Below are 15,443 nucleotides of genomic sequence, written 5' to 3' on the forward strand. Positions count from 1 at the left end.
GTGGCCTACCATAGAGCTACCGTGCCGCCAATCGCAACGATAAATTTCAATCATCGAGCGGATCGAAACGACTTCACCAACCACCGCCGACAGAAAAAGGAGCACGACAATGCATAAGGACGTATTCACCCCCGAGAGTTCCGCCATGCTGCTGATCGACCACCAGATCGGTACGATGGCCTGGACGCACTCGCACGACATCAACCTGGTCAAGCAGAACGCGCTGAAGCTTGCCCGCATCGCCAAGGCCGCTGCGATTCCGACGATCCTGACCTCCAGCATGGAAGACCAGATCCAGGGCCCGCTGCTGCCGGAACTCGAAGCAATCCTGCCCGAAGCGTTTGAAGCACGCATCAAGCGTCCCGGCATCGTCAACGCCATGCACCACGACGGCTTCAACCAGGCGGTCAAAGCGACCGGTCGCAAGAAGCTGTTCGTTGCCGGCGTGACGACTGAGATCTGTGTCACCTTTCCGGTCCTGCAGATGCTCGACGAAGGCTACGAGGTCCAGGTCTCGGCCGACGCGTCGGCTTCCTACACCAAATACGGCGACGACATCGCCCTACGCCGCATGGAAAAGGCCGGCGCAATCATCACCACTGTCGACCAGATCATCTCCGAGCTTGCCGTCGACTGGACGAGCCCGCTCGGTCAGAAGCTAGTCGGCATCCTGAACTATCATTGAGCGCGCACAGCGGGGACGTTCGGCGCGGGCCATAGAGCCCGCGCACGGATGAAGGGAGCACCATAATGACCATCACCAAGATTCCCGCGGGCCGGATGCTCGGCGACTTCAGCCAAGGCTTCGGCGTCGAGATCCTGTATCCCGGCCAGACGCTAACGTCGGACGACACCGGTATCGGCCCGATCGGACGGATCGATCGCGCCCAGGTGCAGCCGGGTCAGCTGATCGGTATGCACCCCCACAAGGACGACGAGATCCTGACTTACATTCGCGGCGGCGAGATGCTCCATCGCGATACGGTCGGGAACGAAAAGAAACTCGACAAGACCCACTTCATGATGATGAACGCCGGTCATACGTTCCAACACGAAGAACTGATGCTCGGTGATCGTCCGGTGCGCGCGCTACAGATATTTCTGCGACCAAACGCTCCCGATCTGGAGCCGATGGTACAGTTCCATGAATTTCCGCAGGAAGACAGCGTCGATCGCTGGCGGCTTATCGCCGGACCGAGCGCTGCACCGTTGAAGGTCAGATCTGACGTCCGCGTCTTTGACGCCCGTATCGCTGAAGGGGTCCATCTGCGGCTGCCGGCCGAGGAAACTGGAAGAAATACCTTGCTCTACGTCTACAGTGGAAAGGTCGCCATCGCGGGCGAGGTCATATCGGAAGGGGAAAGCGTATTTTCGACCGCTGCCTATGACGATCTTACCGCATGGGCTGAATCAGACGTCTTGCTGTTCTCGATGGATCCTGCGGCGGAGGTTTACCGAGGTGGCATGTTCAGTGGGAACCAGAGGCGCCGCGTCTAGAGATGCAGGCCTCGATCACTCCTCGCTTGCCGGCCTCGGCGTCATCTCGACCACCACGTCGAGGTCCCCACACGGCGTCATCGTTCTGCTCAATATTCACGTTAAGGCTCTGGGCTTACGCTCTTGACAGGTTATGAACCCGCGACCCGTCGTGCATTCGCTGCGCCGACCTTGTTATTCTTCCAGTTTGGGGAACCAGCGCGAAGATACCGCTGCCACAACCTTGATCTCCACAAGGAGACCGGGATGGGCAAGTTCAGAGACTCCAATGCAAGTCCAGGCACATGTTCCGCGGGGGAAAATCCGGTCCTTTACCTTGCGAAAGGTATCCATGTGCTGCTGCAATCCGACGTGGTATGTCGTCATTTCGACGACATCCTCGAAACTACAACCTGCCGCTGACAAAACTGTAGCTAAGTTGTCCCAGCACGCCTCGAACTGCTTCTCCGGGTCGTTGATGACATCCATGTTGGCATCACGTCCAATCTGGCCCGCGCAGAAAACCAGATTTTCGACGCGTACTGCAGGGGCATAGCCTGCCCGCTCCACAATGGACTTCATTGCCACCGGCACGATAATTTCGCGTTCCACTAATGATCCTTTCTTCATCCGCATCGGCTAAACCAAGTTGACCAAGTGAATGCAACTGGCGCGAGGCGGTCGTTGTATGCAAGCCGCGTAGGCACATAAATGTGACTTCTCAGCGCGTTTTTCGCATGATCGGCTGCTTTAGCTGATAGCACTTTGCCCTCGTCAACATGAAAGATGCTGCTCCCGACGTGGTGCCCTCTGCTTCAAATTAGGCTGTCGCATGACCCGCAAATGTAGTCCGTCAAGCCGAAACCGTTCCTCCCCTCATGCTGGAACTCTTGGGCCCCGGATTAGGTTGACACGATCATGCCGGGCTCTTTGCCAATAACAAGCGACCGCCTAGCAAAATCAAAGCCGTTCCGGAGATCGTTTTGATCCTTCTGGCGACGTGCGGGCGATTGAGAAAACCAGTCACGCTGCCGATAAGGAGGACAACTACGCCGTAGAAACCTAGAGCGATCAGGGCATGTGTGAGTGCAAGCGCGGCGCCATTTGCAAGCACGTCCTGTTGGTGGCCCTCCAAGAATTGGGGGAACACCGCAACGTAAAAGATCGCCGGTTTGGGATTGAGGAAGTTGCTGAGATACCCGCGAACGAAGGCTTTCGGAGCTGTCAAGCTCACTGAAACCCGGCTTGGATTTATGACAGGTGCATCCAGACGTCGCAGCGACAAGAGCGATTTAATCCCCAGCCAAATGAGATAGGCTGCGCCCAAGAGTTTCAGCACCGTGAACAATATTGCCGACGCTGCGATCACCGCCCCCACTCCAACAAGTGCCAACGCGGCATGGGAAACGATGGCTGCGGCAAACCCAACTACCATCCCGAAGCCGGTCAACTTCGTATTGCTATGAGAATTGGCTAGCAGCAGAGCAAGGTTAGGTCCTGGCGTTACCACGATCATTGTGACGATAGAGATAAATATGAAGTACTGATGCAGAGGGATGGACATGGCGACGACCTTGAGGTTCGGGTAGAAATTCGGAGCGTACTGCGTGCGGTCGTTCTTCGACCTGCATCACACGCAGGAGTTCGAGTTATGACGAAGTTATCGGGCACAGTGCCCCCCGGGGCAAACATATATGCGTAACAGCATCCGACTAGGGATCCAAATCCGATACGCGCTACAATCATCGGAGTGCGCTCCTGCTGTATCTTCCATCGCGATCCAAATTGAGGGCCAGCGACGACACGAGGCTTTAGAACGCGATGATGGACTGCGTGGTCTCTCTGATGACAACATTTATCCTTGGTGCGGCGATCACATCACTGACAAAGCGCGCGTGCAAACTCGCAAACTGCGTTACATTCCAAATGCAATTCAGTTGGCGAATTTGCAGAGACTACAGCGCTCTTTTACTGTCAATCGACAGCTTCCGCGGCCCCCTCGATTACCTTCGCAACTGCTGCGGCCTGCGATGTGTAAATGGCGTGACTACCGTCGATCTCTGTCACCGTTGAACCGGCGCGCTTGTACATCCAGCGCTCAAGGTCCGGATTGATCGTCATGTCGTCCTTCGCAACAATCCCGTAGCTAGGCTTGTCGTGCCAGGCGACAATAGACACGGGTGCACTGGTGGCCGCGATGGCGACAGGCATCTGAGACCGGGCCATAAACTCGCCCTGCTCTTTGGGTAGATCCGCTCCGAAATCAGCCGCGAACTTTGCCGGGTCGATAAGCAGGAAGCCATCCTTTGTCGGCTTGATATCGTTGGTGGGTGACGGCATCGATTGGAGCAGTTGTGCGGTGCTTTCGCCCTTTTCTGGCTGCAGTGCCGCAACATAGACTAGTGCCTTGACCTTGGGATCATCACCTGCTGCCGTGATGATCGTGCCCCCATAGCTGTGGCCGACGAGAACGACGTCCCCGTCCTGCTGATCAAGCACGCTCTTCGTGGCTGCAACGTCCTGATCCAGGCTTGTCAGTGGCTGCTGGACGATGCTGACATGATAGCCGTCGCGGGTCAGGATGTCATAAACGCCGCGCCAGCCCGAACCATCCACGAGCGCGCCATGGACAAGCACGATGTTGCGCGCGTCCGCTAAGGCTGGGGCTGTTAGGACAGCGGAAGACAAAAGCACGGCAATGAGGCCAACGGCCGCTTTACTGAAGTTGGACATGGTCGGTAGTTCCTTGAGTTCTGTGCGTGGAATTGCGGAGGCTTTGAAAGCGCTGAAGGACCTGTCTTCCCTGGTCCAGGGAGGGATGGACATGATCGCTTGCGCTTACTGCTTGACGACAATTGGAGCCTTGAGCGGGACGCGTTCATAGAGGTCGATAATGTCCTGGTTGAGCAGGCGCACACAGCCGGACGAAACGGCCTTGCCAATCGAGCGCCATTGCGGATTGCCGTGCAGACGATAGAGTGTGTCCTGGCCGCCGGAGAAGATGTAAAGCGCTCGCGCACCGAGCGGATTTTTCAAGCCCGGCTCCATGCCGCCATTCTCGATCGAATACTTCGCAAGTTCCGGTTGACGCGCGACCATCTCGTTCGGCGGCTTCCAGCGCGGCCATTTTTGACGCCATTGAATGACGCCATCGCCCTGCCAGGCAAATCCCTCGCGGCCGATCCCGACACCATAGCGCATCGCGGTCCCACCCGGCTGGACGAGATAGAGAAAGCGTGAGGGGGTATCGACGACGACGGTGCCAGGCGCTTCCCCAGTCGGATCAATGACCTGTTGACGGTAATAGCGCGGATCAATCTGTTTGTAGGGAACCGCTGGTATCAGGAAACCACCATCTTCAATGGGGCCGTAAATGACCGCAAGTTCGGAATCTGTCGGCGCGGCCGCAATCTGCACAGGGCGAACCCGATCCAGGAGGCGCGTCGGCTGCGGATCCAGCATCCGGCCGGCTCCGGAGGTTGACGTGCAACCTGCCACGGCCGAGGCCGCAGCCATCGCCGAAAGCGACAGAAGGCTGCGGCGAGATAACGAGGTATCAAAGCTCACGCTCATTCCTCGTCCTGCCATCTGCGCAGATCCGTCTGGTCATGATAGGCCATGCGATCAGGCGTGGTGATAAACTCAATCATCGTGCCCCACGGCGTGCGGCAATAGCAGACCTTGTTTCCAGGACCTTTTTCGGTTGCGTAGGGAATAGCGCGTGGTGCCGTGAGGGCTGTTCCGCCGGCCTTCTCAAAGCGCTCTACCGATGCGTCGATGTCGTGGGTATAGACACCGAAATGCGTAATGCCCAAGTCGCTCGGTGTAACCGGCTGCGCTTGTTTGGGGCCGTGCATTTCGAAGAGCTCGATGTCAGGCCCGGATCCGATCTTGACCATCGCCTGCGCACGCACAACCGTTCCCGGGTAGGCACCAGTGGCCCGCTCGAACTCGGGTCCCTCCCTGGCCGGATCCTGCGGCCCGAACGATTGGTAGATCACCTGGCCGCCAAAGGCTTCCACCAGGAACGATTTTGCTGCCTCGATATCGGGCACTGTGATGCCGATGTGATTGACGCCGCGAATTTGAGGTGCGGTCATTATAGTTTTCCTTTCTTGTTGAATCGATGAACGCGATCGGACTCAATTTGCCCGGATCGCGGAGTTCACTTGGCCTTGAGGAAATCGATGAGAGCGGCGGCCACTTCATCGGGGCGCTCGTCTGCCACATAGTGACTGCAGCGGGCAATCGAGCCGCCCGTTACATCTGTGGCGAACTCCTTGAGCATCGGGACCATGTGAGCACCAAAACGCTGCTCTCCGCCGAGACCTAAAACCGGAATCCGGAGCGGTTGCTTTTTGTATTCGAGCGCGGCCGCATGGTCGGCGGTTAGTGTGCGGTACCATTCCATGCCACCGCGCGTGCGACCAGGAAGTGCCATTGCTTTCGCATAGATGTCGATGTCTTCAGGATTAAATGTGCTGTGATCGTAAAACCGCTCCGCCATGAAGGCCGAAACATAGTCATATTCGCGGCCATAAATCAGGCGTTCCGGCAGATCCCGATTGGCATGGAACGCGAAGTGCCAGATCTTTGCCGTCGTCGCCTCCCATTGGCTCCAGCCGGGAAGCGGAACATCGAGGACGGCAAGGTGAGTAATCGCATCTCGATAGATTGCGGCCTGCGGCAATGCGACCATTCCGCCGATGTCATGGCCACACACGGCATAGCGTTGATGCCCAAGGGAAAGCATGACCTCATGCGCGTCGCGCGCCATCGTCGCCTTGTCATAGCCGTCAAGCGGGCAGTCTGAAAAACCCGCACCGCGCAGATCAATCGCCACCACGCTAAAATGTTCGGCCAGCAGCGGCATGACGTGGTGCCATTCCCACCAGGTTTCCGGCCAACCGTGAAGCAGAAGGATCGGGGGACCGGAGCCGCCCGTGACGGCATTGATCTTGATGCCATTCACCGGCACCAGCTGCTGGGCAAACCCTTCCAATGTTGGGATCATAACTCTTTCCCGTCGATGTTGATGTTAAACAGAGCTAACGACCAGCTCAGGGCTGATCGAAATCGGTCACGATCGAGATGTCGCGCCAGGTGTCGATATCACGGCGAAACGAAGCCAACTTTCGCTCAGCGATTGAATGCGCGACGGGCCCAAGCGGCAGATGAAGCGGGGCATCATCCGCATCGACCGCCTGCAGGATCACTGCAACCGCCTTGTCGGGATCGCCTGCTTGATTACCGTTGTTGGCTTCACGATAGTGCCTGCGCGAACTCTCAGCGTATTCCGGCATCTCCTTGGCCGCCATCGTGATCGAACGGCCGAGGAAATCGGTGCGAAACGGCCCAGGCTCGACGACTAGTACGCGGACGCCGAACGGCTTCAGTTCACCCGCGAGCGCCTCGGAAACCCCTTCAACCGCAAACTTGGCGGCATTGTAATATGCTGCACCGCCGCTGCCCGCGATCCCTGCGCCGGACGACATGTTGACGATCATTCCGCCCGAACGTCGCAAGGTCGGCAACGCTGCTCTGGTGGTTTCGATAAGACCGAAAACGTTCACCTCGAACATCGGTCGATATTCTTCGGGCGTGCCCTCCTCGAGCGCCCCAAACAGTCCGTAGCCGGCATTGTTCACCAGCACGTCAAAACCCCCAAATGTCTCGACGGCCTTTGCGACCGCGGTATTGGCCGCCGCCGCATCTGTCACGTCGAGCGGCAAGGTGATCATGCGGCCGTCAAATGGCCGAGCCATTTCTTCGATCGAGTTGACGCTGCGGGCCGTTGCGACGACCCGATCGCCCCGCTGTGCCGCAGCCATCGCGAGCCGTTGTCCGAAGCCGCTCGAGCAGCCTGTGATGAACCATGTTTTCATGACGTTTCTCCGCTTGTTTTCGAACATGACTTGAATCTAGGTGTTTAGATCTGTACTTGAAGTCACAGTTTTGCATTCTCGATGTTCATTTTTGTAAGGGTTTGGCCGTGGAATGGAGTGACGTAAAAATCTTCCTTGCGATTGCGCGATCCGGCACGCTCGGCGGCGCTGCGCGTGCTCTTCGTACAAGCCATCCCACCGTCGGCAGACGGCTGCGTGCCCTCGAGGAGGCGATCGGCCACACGCTCTTCCAGCGGACCGCGGACGGTCTCGTGCTGACCGAGGAAGGCCATGGAATCATCACTCTGGCAGAGCAGATGGAAGAAGGCGCGCTGGCCATGGAGCGCCGGCTCGCCGGGCAGGAGCAAAACCTCAAAGGCAATCTGCGCATCTCGTCAGCAGACTGGTTCGGGGCCTATGTCCTACCTCCCATCGTGGCAGATTTCTCGAAAGCCTACCCCAATGTAGACGTCGAGATCCTAACCGGCACTCGCCTGTTCAACCTCGCGCAAAGGGAGGCCGACGTTGCCTTTCGCATCGTTCCGTTCGACACTGCCGATGTCATCCAACGGCGGCTCTTCAGGCTCGAATACAGCGTCTACATCGCCGAGGAGTCGCCTGACCCCAAATATGGCGACGGGTCTGGCTTCCGGCTGATCACCCACGATACTTCGACCGGGCAGTTCCCCGACATAGCCTGGCTCGCCGAGAGTTTCCCGAACGCAAGACCCGTGCTGCGATCAAACAACCGAAACGTCCAGGGGCGGATGTGCAAGCAGGGCGTTGGGATCGCCGTCCTGCCCCGCGTCGTGGGCAATCAAATCCCAGGTATCCGCAGACTGGAACTACCTAAGCCCCCGCCGGCGCGAGACATCTGGATGGGATATCACCGGGACCTGCGACGTCTTCAGCGTCTTCGGGCATTTATCTCAACCGTCTCGGACCACCTCACAAGCGCCCCTGCGTGGTAAGCCGTGCGAAAAAGATCGATTTCCCCCGCCGATCACGGCTGCGCTAGGACAGCCGCGACAGACAACTTACTTCTTGGCCGCAATCTCCCTGTGCCGCTCCACCACAGCGCCCACGATCATTGTCATCAGCCCTTCGACAAAGCGCCGACTGAGACCAACATCATTGGCGATCCTCATCAGTCGATCCAATTGGCGTCGCTCTCGCTCATTATCGATCGCCGGCATCGCCTGTTCGGCTTTCAAGTGGCCGACTAGCTCGGTACAGCGAAAGCGTTCGGCCAGGATATAGAGGAGAGCTGTATCCAGATTGTCGATGGTCCCCCGATAGGAAGCAAGTTGCCCTGCCGCGTCATCTGTCGTCATTTGAATATTTTCCAAGCGGTTTTATTGGCGCGAGGTAGCGCTTATGAAATGGGATGCATACTGCGACGCGACAGGGCGATCGTCAGCCAAATTGCCGAAACCAAGAAGTAGAATGCCCCAACGCCAGCGTAGCCCGCAACGGTTGCGATAGAAGGCTCCTGCGGCATTTGCGCCTGGAAGATGAAGAGCGCGCCGGCCAAAGCGGATTGGCCACCGCTCAAAATCATCGCCCACTGGCCTCCACTCGTTTTCCAACGCCGCACGGCGGTCCCAAGCTGCAATAGCCCTGAAAAGATTGCCCATAGACCGAAAGCGCCGAGAACCCAGTTCATGTTCATTGTCAACGCCACGATCACGGCTATCGTCATGACCGAGCTCGCTGCGACGTTGATCGCTTGGCTCCGGTTGGCGGCAAGACCACCGCTCCTCGCGGCATCGATAACGTTCGCGATTGCATCCCAAGCGGGATAGACGATCAGCAGTGCGGCAGCCACCGCAAAGGAATGCCGTCCGGCCGTCAAAGCAGCCGCGACCCACAGCACTGAGAAGGCCGCTCTGGTAAAGTAATATTGCTTCAGCCACTGGTCGTTACCGCGCGGGGCACGGGAGGTCTGGTTGTTCGACATTGTTTTCTTCCACTTTCCGAACTGGTTGATTGATGGTTCGCGCAGGCGTCGTCAGATGAAGACGACATGTTTGCCGAAGAGGGTGTTCTCGTCCCATTCAGTACGGCCGATCCGATCGCTTTCGCCGGAGAGTTTCCCGACCGACATTTCGGAACTATCGAGGTCATGCGAGCCGCCTTGAGAGGAAACCTTGGCCCCGCCGCCGTGGGCACCCTTGATACACACGCTTTTCTCGAAGGCATCGCTGATCGCCTCCTGCCGCCTGGCCACCCATCGGCCGTCAGGATCTGAAAGGATCGAACTGGTTTGGTTGGTTTCGACCTGTCGTGAAGGCGCAATTGCTGAAATCGGCATCACTTTCTGGACTTTCCGTCGGCTCATGGATTGTTTTCCTGTGGTTCACCATTTGATGGCCTTAGAAGCCGGCGTACCATTCGTAGCCGCGATCTTCCCAATAGCCGCCATTCCCGCCCCACAGGTCGGCGAAGCTGTCGACCAGTTCGATGCGCATGATGTACTTGGCCTGTTTGTACCCCAGCTGCCGCTCGACTCTGAGACGCAAGGGCGCCCCGTGGCCGACGCTGAGGTCCTGGCCGTTCATCTCGTAGGCGAGGATGGTTTGAGGATGAACCGCGTCGATGAGATCGATGCTCTCGTAGTAGCGGCCGCTGCCATCAAGCGTCTTTTCGAGCTCGTCGGCACAATGCAATACGACGTAGCGCGCCGTTGGCTTGACCCCGGTGAGGCGCAACAGATGGGCGAGCGGAACGCCTCTCCATTTGCCGATGGCGCTCCAGCCTTCGACACAGTCATGGCGGGTGATCTGGGTGCGGGACGGAAGCGCCTTCAGATCTCTGAGCGAAATCTCTCGAGGCCGATCAACAAGACCGTCGATCTTCAGTCGCCAGTTTGCGAAGTGACCTTCCAGCAGCTCCGCATATTCATCGCTGTCGGGAGCACTCGTTCCATTGACACGGAAGGAGGGGGAAATGTCCTTTTCGTCAAACTCGCGCGCCAGTGAATCGCGCCCCTGAAGCAGTCTTTGGGCTTTCATGGTCAGATGCTCAGCTGAGCGAAGGACTTTTGCGACGTCTGCGTTCTGGTCCAAGAGGTCGCAACCCGAGAGAGTAAGGGCGCTGGCCCCGAGCGTGCCGCCGATGAGAAAGCGGCGTCGGGTGAAAAGCTTGCTCATGATTTCGGGCCTTTCTCCTGGATCGCATAGCGTCCGGTGATCATCGAGCGGATGTTGTTCCAGGTCCCGGACAGGACCACCATTGCCACATGCACGATGACGAACAGCACCAGAGCCGATGCGGTGACGAAATGAATGGTACGCGCAGATTGACGTCCGCCAAAAATCTCGATCAAGGCGGGCAGAGCGGCATCGACGCCCGGTGACATGGTCAGGCCTGTCAAAACCATCAGAGGCAGGAGGACGACAATAACGGTGAGATAGGTGAGCTTTTGAAGCGCATTGTAGTGTTTGGCCTCCTCCCCTTCCGAAAAGCGGAGCCGAGCGTGGTCGAGGATTTCGCGGCCGAGGTGGCGCGGCGAGATCTCATGGGGCTTTGGCGCGAGGTCTTTGCGGAAATGTCCGCTGAGCACGCTGAAGCCGAGATAGACAATGCCGTTGATCACAAACAGCCAGGCGAAGAAGAAATGCCAGCGACGTCCGGCGGCAAGATCCTGGAATGAAGGGATGGTTGCCCAGGAGGGAAAAGCGCGTGAGACCTGTTCGCCATCAGCCTGAGAAACGCCAAGCACGCCCGTCGTGGGGATCTTCAACCCGGCAATACGTACGAAACCGCGCGGCTGACGGCCGCCGTCATCGGAGCCTATTGTCATAACGGCGGGATCGCCGTTCGCGCCATAATGACCCCAATAAAGCTCTGGGTGGGCATTGAAGATCTGCAGCCCGCTCAAAAGAAGGAAACTCAGGCAAAGCACGTTCAGCCAGTGCGTGACACGGGTCACAACGGAGTGCCGGCGGATAAAGATCGTCCGTGGATATTCAACATTGTCGTTGGAAGCGTTTGCGCTCATCTCAGCGTCTTTCATCGTTGACATGTTACGGCTGCAGATCAGGCGTCGCCGATTTCTAGTCACTGGCCGAAGCAGCAAGGCGGCCGCTCCGGCCAGTGGCGGCGTGGTCTTCACATGGGGGGAACCACGCCATTCCTGCCGACGACCACCTGGTGGGCGATCGGGCCTGTTGCAGCTTTTTCAGCTGTGATGAAGACCACGGCGCCAGGAACGAGATCATCCTTCGTGGCCGCGGCGATGGTCACGACCGGTGTCCCATCCGGAATGGCGATCTTCTTTTCCTTGCCATGATAGGTCACGGTGACAGTCCGGCCATCGACGCCTTTAACGGCATCCGCGACCGTCGCATTGGTCATGCTGCTGTCCGGCTTCAGATCCCAACCGTAGCTCCCCTCGCCTGTGCCTTTCATTGCCGGCGGGAAAATCAGGACCTCAAGTGCGCCATCGCCACCATCGGCCTTTGGTAGGGATGCAATGCCGACAAAATCTCCCGGCTTGATGTCGGTGACCTTGGCATTCGCGACGCCTGCCAGCTTCCAGTCGTCGGCAAGCGCGACGTCCATTGTCTCCCCTTCGCGGGTCTTCACTTTGAGCGTTGACCCCTGGTAGTCGACGATGCTGCCGCGGACATGGATCGGCGCGGCTTTCTTATCCTCGGCAGATGCGGGTGCCGAAAGGACAGTTACAGAAAGGATGCTTGTCAGCCCGAGGGCCAAGGCTGGGAAAGTATTTCTCATTTTTATCTTCCTACTAGTTGGTAGTTTCGATGGACGCGATTGACCCGAGTAGCCTTGCCACGCAGGATTAGTGAGAAACCGTCGGCGTGAGACGATTGAGGGCAGGTTCGAGTATCATTGAGAACACTTCCGGCTTCCCATTGGCTCTCGCCGAAAGCATTGCCCCGTAGACGGTTGCCAGAAATGTTTCGGCTTCGACATGCGGCGCACTGGTAAGACTCAGCTCGCCCTGCTTGGAACCTCGCTCCATGACCGAAGCCAGCCACGAAGAGATGAAGCGAAAAAAGTTCGTAACCTCGGTTGCGACTTCCGTGGGGAGGGATGGCAGTTCACTGGCAAGCATAGCACAGACACAGTAGGGTCTGCTGGCATCCTCAATGCATGCAGCCCAGTGGTTTGCATAAGCCTTGAGGATGTCCAGAGCATTCGGAACCTTCTGCTCAAGGACTGCCACGCTTGCCTGGCCATCCTCCCGATAGCGCTTGACCAGCTCACGCACCAGATCGACCTTGCTGGGAAAATGATGATGAATACTTGCTTTGCGGATACCGACAATCTCCGAGATATCGGCGTAGCTGAAGCCATTGTAGCCGCCGCTTATCAGAAGGTGTCGGGTGGACGCCAGAATGTCGTCCGAGGTGGTCGAAAGATTGCTCATGCAGCTTGTCTACCTTCTAGTAGGCAGATCGTCAACAGCAAATTTTGGGTTTGCGTTAGCCGTCTGTGGAGACAGTCACACTCTTCCAAGCTTCGATTTCCTGGGTCAGGCGTTCGATCCGCGCCGTTACATGTCTAAGCGCATCGCTGCCAAGGAGAAGTTGCGGCGGGGGATTTTCAGATTCGATGAGGGTCAGCACCGCGTCGGCGAGCTTTTGCGGATTTCCGAGCTGCTTGCCGCTCACTGCCTGACGCGCCTCGCGGATCGGATCAAACAGGGTATCATAGTCAGCAATGGAACGCTCTGTGCGGACCATGGAACGGCCTGCCCAGTCCGTCCGGAACGAGCCGGGGCAAAGGGTTGTTACGTGCACACCAAACGGCGCCATTTCCGACCGCATGACCTCTGAAATACCCTGCAACGCGAACTTGCTGCCGCAGTAATATGCGATGCCGGGCATGGTGATCATACCGCCCATCGACGTGACGTTCACGATAAAGCCGCTTCGGCGCTCACGGAACCTCGGAAGAAATGCCTTGGCCACAGCCACGGCGCCGAACACGTTCACGTCAAACTGACGTCGCATCTCTTCAAGTGGCGATTCCTCGAGCACGCCCTCGTGACCGTATCCGGCATTGTTGATCAGCACGTCGACTGGCCCGTGTTCGTCCTCCGCTTGCTGGACGACGTCAGGGATGCGGTCGAAATCGGTGACGTCGCAAAGGACCGGGCGCAGTTCCGGGAGGCTCTTTGCCAGCGTTTCGCGCGAGGCTTCGGAGCGGACGGTCCCGATGACGGTGTGACCGGCTTCGATTGCGGCAGTGGCGATCGCCAATCCGAAGCCCGAATTCGCCCCTGTTATGAAAAACGTTTTGCTCGACATTTCTAAAACTCCTTGATTAACCGTGGATGACAGATAATCTCAACGCCAACTGAACTCGATTGCGGATCCTCTAATTGTTTTGCCTAATCCTATGATTTCTGAAAAGCAGTCCGTCGCCCATGACCGGCTCGTCGCCGTGGCCGGGCAACTGGCTCCTCGCCTCGGCTACAATCAGACTGCGATCAGTTGTGTCCGTATCCTTCGCACCGAGGCGGTGCTCGATGACGTTCCGGTTCTCTATAAGCCGGGGGCGGTCTTCGTATTACAGGGAAGCAAATACGGAATCCTCGAAGGCGACGTCTACCTTTATGACGAGGATCATTATCTCGCTGTCTCGGTACCGGTTCCATTCCGAATGACTTCAAAGGCAAGTCCACAGCGGCCATTGCTTGCCGTCTATCTGGAGTTCGATATGCAGATGGCGACGGAGATCGCTCTGCAGGTGGAAGAACTCGCAGGTCCCGCAGACGCCAAACCGAGAGGGCTGCTCTCGAGCAGAATGGACAGCGATATCGAAGACGTCCTGCTTCGCTTACTGACGGCGCTCGGCAACCCGGTCGATGTCGCCGTGCTCGGGAGCTCTATTCTGCGTGAACTGCATTACCGCGTGATGGTTGGCTCGCAAGGTAGCGCGGTTATCGCGGCCCTTCAGCGAAAAGGGACGTCCGGAAAACTGCTTCAGAGCGTGGCATGGCTGCGGGAGAACTACAGCAGTGAAATCGCCGTCGCGGATCTTGCGAGAGACTTGGGTATGAGCGTTCCTTCCTATCACGTCCATTTCAAGAACCTGACCGGCTCAAGTCCGATGCAATATGTGAAGGCGATGCGGCTCCATGAAGCGAGACTGATGATCGCCCGCCAGACTGCAACAATTGCAGAGGTGGCGGCGTCAGTGGGCTATGTCAGCCCGGCGCAATTCAGCCGCGACTTCAGACGGCATTTCGGGCGTACCGCATCTGAAGAAGCGAAGTGGGTCCGGCATCACCTGGGCGAACAGGTTTGACCATTGCCCCTCACCGTTATCACGATCGATCGACCGTCAGAACACAACATGTCATTGTAAAGCGGCTTGAAGGGCGGCTTTGCAATGAATGAGGGTCGTGTCGAAGACGGGAACGCCTACGTTATCCTGGTTTAACAGCATACCCACCTCGGTACAGCCGAGGATAAGACAGTCGCAGCCTTTGTCGACCAGACGCTGCGCAATCCGTTCATAGGCCAAGCGGCTCTCCTCGCGAACGATGTCGCGGCACAGCTCTTCATAGATAATACGATGGGTTTCTGTTCGATCATCAGCTTCAGGGATCGTTGGCGACAGCCCCTGAGCGATGAGGCGGTCGGTGTAGAAGGTCTGCTCCATGGTGAAGGCCGTTGCCATCAAACCCGGTCTCCGGAAACCGCGGTCGAGGATAGCGGTTGCAGTCGCGTCCGCGATGTGCACGAACGGGATCGACACCCCGCCCACGATGTTGTCCGCCACCTTGTGCATGGTATTCGTCGCCAGGATGAGGAGGTCGGCACCTCCGCGCTGCAGCGCGATAGCATGTTCATTGAGGATTCGGCCCGCCGCGTCCCAATCGGAGGATGCCTGCAACTTTTCGATTTCGTCGAAGTCGACAGACCGTATGAGAAGCTCGGGAGAATGAAGTCCTCCCAGGCTATCGCGGGTAAGCCTGCAGAGTTCTCGGTAATAAATCTGGGTTGATGTCGCGGACATTCCGCCAAGTATGCCGATGGTCTTCAAATGCTTCTCCATGTTCATACGTTAGGTCTGTTACCGCTCAACGGGCGCTTGAGCAGA

Annotated in this window: 20 protein-coding genes; 4 read left to right on the forward strand and 16 right to left on the reverse strand. The window is 57.7% G+C overall.

Annotated features, from left to right (window positions below; translation table 11 throughout):
- Positions 1 to 109: 109 nt before the first annotated feature.
- The gene (locus CN933_RS17410; protein WP_102761875.1) at positions 110 to 685 is read left to right on the forward strand and encodes an isochorismatase family protein; all 576 of its coding nucleotides are present in this window, start codon (positions 110 to 112) and stop codon (positions 683 to 685) included.
- Positions 686 to 750: 65 nt separating this feature from the next.
- The gene (locus tag CN933_RS17415) at positions 751 to 1,497 is read left to right on the forward strand and encodes a pirin family protein (protein WP_102761876.1); all 747 of its coding nucleotides are present in this window, start codon (positions 751 to 753) and stop codon (positions 1,495 to 1,497) included.
- A 174-nt stretch (positions 1,498 to 1,671) separates the two neighbouring features.
- On the opposite strand, the gene CN933_RS17420 is transcribed toward CN933_RS17415, so the two are convergent.
- From CN933_RS17420 to CN933_RS17450, 7 genes are all read right to left on the reverse strand, one after another.
- The gene (locus CN933_RS17420; protein WP_210204019.1) at positions 1,672 to 2,088 is read right to left on the reverse strand and encodes a RidA family protein; all 417 of its coding nucleotides are present in this window, start codon (positions 2,086 to 2,088) and stop codon (positions 1,672 to 1,674) included.
- Positions 2,089 to 2,392: 304 nt separating this feature from the next.
- Positions 2,393 to 3,040, reverse strand: coding sequence for a LysE family translocator (locus CN933_RS17425; RefSeq protein WP_102761878.1), 648 nt, complete (start codon positions 3,038 to 3,040; stop codon positions 2,393 to 2,395).
- Positions 3,041 to 3,450: 410 nt separating this feature from the next.
- On the reverse strand, positions 3,451 to 4,209 hold the full coding sequence (locus tag CN933_RS17430) for an alpha/beta fold hydrolase (RefSeq protein WP_102762165.1): 759 nt from the start codon (positions 4,207 to 4,209) through the stop codon (positions 3,451 to 3,453).
- 105 nt (positions 4,210 to 4,314) lie between these two features.
- A complete protein-coding gene (locus CN933_RS17435; RefSeq protein ID WP_522954411.1) occupies positions 4,315 to 5,049 on the reverse strand; it encodes a L,D-transpeptidase in 735 nt (244 codons plus the stop codon).
- Positions 5,046 to 5,576: a VOC family protein gene (locus tag CN933_RS17440; RefSeq protein ID WP_102761879.1), complete on the reverse strand. Its 531-nt coding sequence runs from the start codon at positions 5,574 to 5,576 to the stop codon at positions 5,046 to 5,048. Before CN933_RS17440 ends, CN933_RS17435 begins: the two co-directional genes overlap by 4 nt.
- A gap of 65 nt (positions 5,577 to 5,641) precedes the next feature.
- Positions 5,642 to 6,490 carry an alpha/beta fold hydrolase gene (locus CN933_RS17445; RefSeq protein WP_102761880.1) on the reverse strand — a complete coding sequence of 283 codons (849 nt, stop codon included), beginning with the start codon at positions 6,488 to 6,490 and terminating at the stop codon, positions 5,642 to 5,644.
- A gap of 46 nt (positions 6,491 to 6,536) precedes the next feature.
- The gene (locus tag CN933_RS17450) at positions 6,537 to 7,361 is read right to left on the reverse strand and encodes an oxidoreductase (protein ID WP_102761881.1); all 825 of its coding nucleotides are present in this window, start codon (positions 7,359 to 7,361) and stop codon (positions 6,537 to 6,539) included.
- 107 nt (positions 7,362 to 7,468) lie between these two features.
- Here CN933_RS17450 and CN933_RS17455 point away from each other — a divergent pair, with 107 nt between their 5' ends.
- Positions 7,469 to 8,332: a LysR family transcriptional regulator gene (locus CN933_RS17455; protein WP_102762169.1), complete on the forward strand. Its 864-nt coding sequence runs from the start codon at positions 7,469 to 7,471 to the stop codon at positions 8,330 to 8,332.
- A gap of 66 nt (positions 8,333 to 8,398) precedes the next feature.
- On the opposite strand, the gene CN933_RS17460 is transcribed toward CN933_RS17455, so the two are convergent.
- From CN933_RS17460 to CN933_RS17495, 8 genes are all read right to left on the reverse strand, one after another.
- Entirely contained in the window at positions 8,399 to 8,695 is a 297-nt protein-coding gene (locus tag CN933_RS17460; protein WP_102761882.1) for a chorismate mutase, read from the reverse strand.
- Between the two features lie 41 nt (positions 8,696 to 8,736).
- Positions 8,737 to 9,321, reverse strand: coding sequence for a hypothetical protein (locus CN933_RS17465; RefSeq protein WP_102761883.1), 585 nt, complete (start codon positions 9,319 to 9,321; stop codon positions 8,737 to 8,739).
- A gap of 51 nt (positions 9,322 to 9,372) precedes the next feature.
- On the reverse strand, positions 9,373 to 9,702 hold the full coding sequence (locus CN933_RS17470) for a hypothetical protein (protein ID WP_102761884.1): 330 nt from the start codon (positions 9,700 to 9,702) through the stop codon (positions 9,373 to 9,375).
- Between the two features lie 34 nt (positions 9,703 to 9,736).
- Positions 9,737 to 10,513, reverse strand: coding sequence for a molybdopterin-binding protein (locus tag CN933_RS17475; RefSeq protein WP_102761885.1), 777 nt, complete (start codon positions 10,511 to 10,513; stop codon positions 9,737 to 9,739).
- The gene (locus CN933_RS17480) at positions 10,510 to 11,364 is read right to left on the reverse strand and encodes a cytochrome b/b6 domain-containing protein (protein WP_102761886.1); all 855 of its coding nucleotides are present in this window, start codon (positions 11,362 to 11,364) and stop codon (positions 10,510 to 10,512) included. The genes CN933_RS17475 and CN933_RS17480 overlap by 4 nt, the downstream gene beginning before the upstream one ends.
- Before the next feature lie 110 nt (positions 11,365 to 11,474).
- On the reverse strand, positions 11,475 to 12,101 hold the full coding sequence (locus CN933_RS17485) for a hypothetical protein (RefSeq protein ID WP_020808321.1): 627 nt from the start codon (positions 12,099 to 12,101) through the stop codon (positions 11,475 to 11,477).
- A gap of 67 nt (positions 12,102 to 12,168) precedes the next feature.
- Positions 12,169 to 12,759, reverse strand: a complete 591-nt coding sequence (locus tag CN933_RS17490) for a TetR/AcrR family transcriptional regulator (protein WP_003519161.1) — start codon at positions 12,757 to 12,759, stop codon at positions 12,169 to 12,171.
- A gap of 55 nt (positions 12,760 to 12,814) precedes the next feature.
- Positions 12,815 to 13,642: an oxidoreductase gene (locus CN933_RS17495; RefSeq protein WP_102761887.1), complete on the reverse strand. Its 828-nt coding sequence runs from the start codon at positions 13,640 to 13,642 to the stop codon at positions 12,815 to 12,817.
- A gap of 91 nt (positions 13,643 to 13,733) precedes the next feature.
- Here CN933_RS17495 and CN933_RS17500 point away from each other — a divergent pair, with 91 nt between their 5' ends.
- Positions 13,734 to 14,645: an AraC family transcriptional regulator gene (locus CN933_RS17500; protein WP_102761888.1), complete on the forward strand. Its 912-nt coding sequence runs from the start codon at positions 13,734 to 13,736 to the stop codon at positions 14,643 to 14,645.
- 51 nt (positions 14,646 to 14,696) lie between these two features.
- On the opposite strand, the gene CN933_RS17505 is transcribed toward CN933_RS17500, so the two are convergent.
- Positions 14,697 to 15,386 carry an aspartate/glutamate racemase family protein gene (locus CN933_RS17505; RefSeq protein ID WP_102762171.1) on the reverse strand — a complete coding sequence of 230 codons (690 nt, stop codon included), beginning with the start codon at positions 15,384 to 15,386 and terminating at the stop codon, positions 14,697 to 14,699.
- Positions 15,387 to 15,443: the final 57 nt, after the last annotated feature.

It is taken from the genome of Sinorhizobium sp. M4_45, from assembly GCF_002885915.1.
Lineage (GTDB): Bacteria > Pseudomonadota > Alphaproteobacteria > Rhizobiales > Rhizobiaceae > Sinorhizobium > Sinorhizobium meliloti_A.

What these genes read in the sequence shown, in the direction of transcription:
- CN933_RS17480 (WP_102761886.1), bottom strand. Translation starts at nt 11,364, where the DNA reads ATGAGCGCAAACGCTTCCAACGACAATGTTGAATATCCACGGACGATC.
- CN933_RS17485 (WP_020808321.1), bottom strand. Translation starts at nt 12,101, where the DNA reads ATGAGAAATACTTTCCCAGCCTTGGCCCTCGGGCTGACAAGCATCCTT.
- CN933_RS17495 (WP_102761887.1), bottom strand. Translation starts at nt 13,642, where the DNA reads ATGTCGAGCAAAACGTTTTTCATAACAGGGGCGAATTCGGGCTTCGGA.
- CN933_RS17415 (WP_102761876.1), top strand. Translation starts at nt 751, where the DNA reads ATGACCATCACCAAGATTCCCGCGGGCCGGATGCTCGGCGACTTCAGC.
- CN933_RS17460 (WP_102761882.1), bottom strand. Translation starts at nt 8,695, where the DNA reads ATGACGACAGATGACGCGGCAGGGCAACTTGCTTCCTATCGGGGGACC.
- CN933_RS17435 (WP_522954411.1), bottom strand. Translation starts at nt 5,049, where the DNA reads ATGAGCGTGAGCTTTGATACCTCGTTATCTCGCCGCAGCCTTCTGTCG.
- CN933_RS17410 (WP_102761875.1), top strand. Translation starts at nt 110, where the DNA reads ATGCATAAGGACGTATTCACCCCCGAGAGTTCCGCCATGCTGCTGATC.
- CN933_RS17500 (WP_102761888.1), top strand. Translation starts at nt 13,734, where the DNA reads ATGATTTCTGAAAAGCAGTCCGTCGCCCATGACCGGCTCGTCGCCGTG.
- CN933_RS17425 (WP_102761878.1), bottom strand. Translation starts at nt 3,040, where the DNA reads ATGTCCATCCCTCTGCATCAGTACTTCATATTTATCTCTATCGTCACA.
- CN933_RS17430 (WP_102762165.1), bottom strand. Translation starts at nt 4,209, where the DNA reads ATGTCCAACTTCAGTAAAGCGGCCGTTGGCCTCATTGCCGTGCTTTTG.
- CN933_RS17445 (WP_102761880.1), bottom strand. Translation starts at nt 6,490, where the DNA reads ATGATCCCAACATTGGAAGGGTTTGCCCAGCAGCTGGTGCCGGTGAAT.
- CN933_RS17465 (WP_102761883.1), bottom strand. Translation starts at nt 9,321, where the DNA reads ATGTCGAACAACCAGACCTCCCGTGCCCCGCGCGGTAACGACCAGTGG.
- CN933_RS17450 (WP_102761881.1), bottom strand. Translation starts at nt 7,361, where the DNA reads ATGAAAACATGGTTCATCACAGGCTGCTCGAGCGGCTTCGGACAACGG.
- CN933_RS17475 (WP_102761885.1), bottom strand. Translation starts at nt 10,513, where the DNA reads ATGAGCAAGCTTTTCACCCGACGCCGCTTTCTCATCGGCGGCACGCTC.
- CN933_RS17490 (WP_003519161.1), bottom strand. Translation starts at nt 12,759, where the DNA reads ATGAGCAATCTTTCGACCACCTCGGACGACATTCTGGCGTCCACCCGA.
- CN933_RS17440 (WP_102761879.1), bottom strand. Translation starts at nt 5,576, where the DNA reads ATGACCGCACCTCAAATTCGCGGCGTCAATCACATCGGCATCACAGTG.
- CN933_RS17470 (WP_102761884.1), bottom strand. Translation starts at nt 9,702, where the DNA reads ATGAGCCGACGGAAAGTCCAGAAAGTGATGCCGATTTCAGCAATTGCG.